The 304-nt window shown below is 60.5% G+C and carries 1 protein-coding gene; it reads right to left on the bottom strand.

Annotated elements, in window-relative coordinates:
- Nucleotides 1-304: 30S ribosomal protein S2 (rpsB, locus tag V3391_RS17690; protein ID WP_332079763.1), on the bottom strand; the 304-nt coding region annotated here is incomplete at both ends.

Genomic DNA, 304 nt, shown 5'->3' with positions numbered 1-304 from the left:
GATGTCCTTCTCGAGCTTGGCCAGCTCGCGGTCAAACATCAGGGCTTCTTTCTTCGACAGGGAATCCAGGCCGGCTTCCTTGGTGGCCTGCATTTCCTTGAGCTTTTTCAGCGAACCCTTGACCGTCTTGAAGTTGGTCAGCATGCCGCCGAGCCAACGCTGGTCCACAAAGGGCATGCCCGCGCGCTGGGCTTCCATGTTGATCACGTCGCGCGCCTGGCGCTTGGTGCCCACCATCAGGATGGTGCCGCGCTTGGCGCTCAGCGAGCGCACAAACTTCATCGCTTCCTCGAACTTCGGCAGC

Origin of the sequence: Luteimonas flava, assembly GCF_036584485.1 — a bacterium.
Lineage (GTDB): Bacteria > Pseudomonadota > Gammaproteobacteria > Xanthomonadales > Xanthomonadaceae > Luteimonas > Luteimonas flava.
The sequence above is the reverse complement of the archived record's forward strand: the minus strand, read 5'-3'. Positions and strand labels throughout refer to the sequence as shown.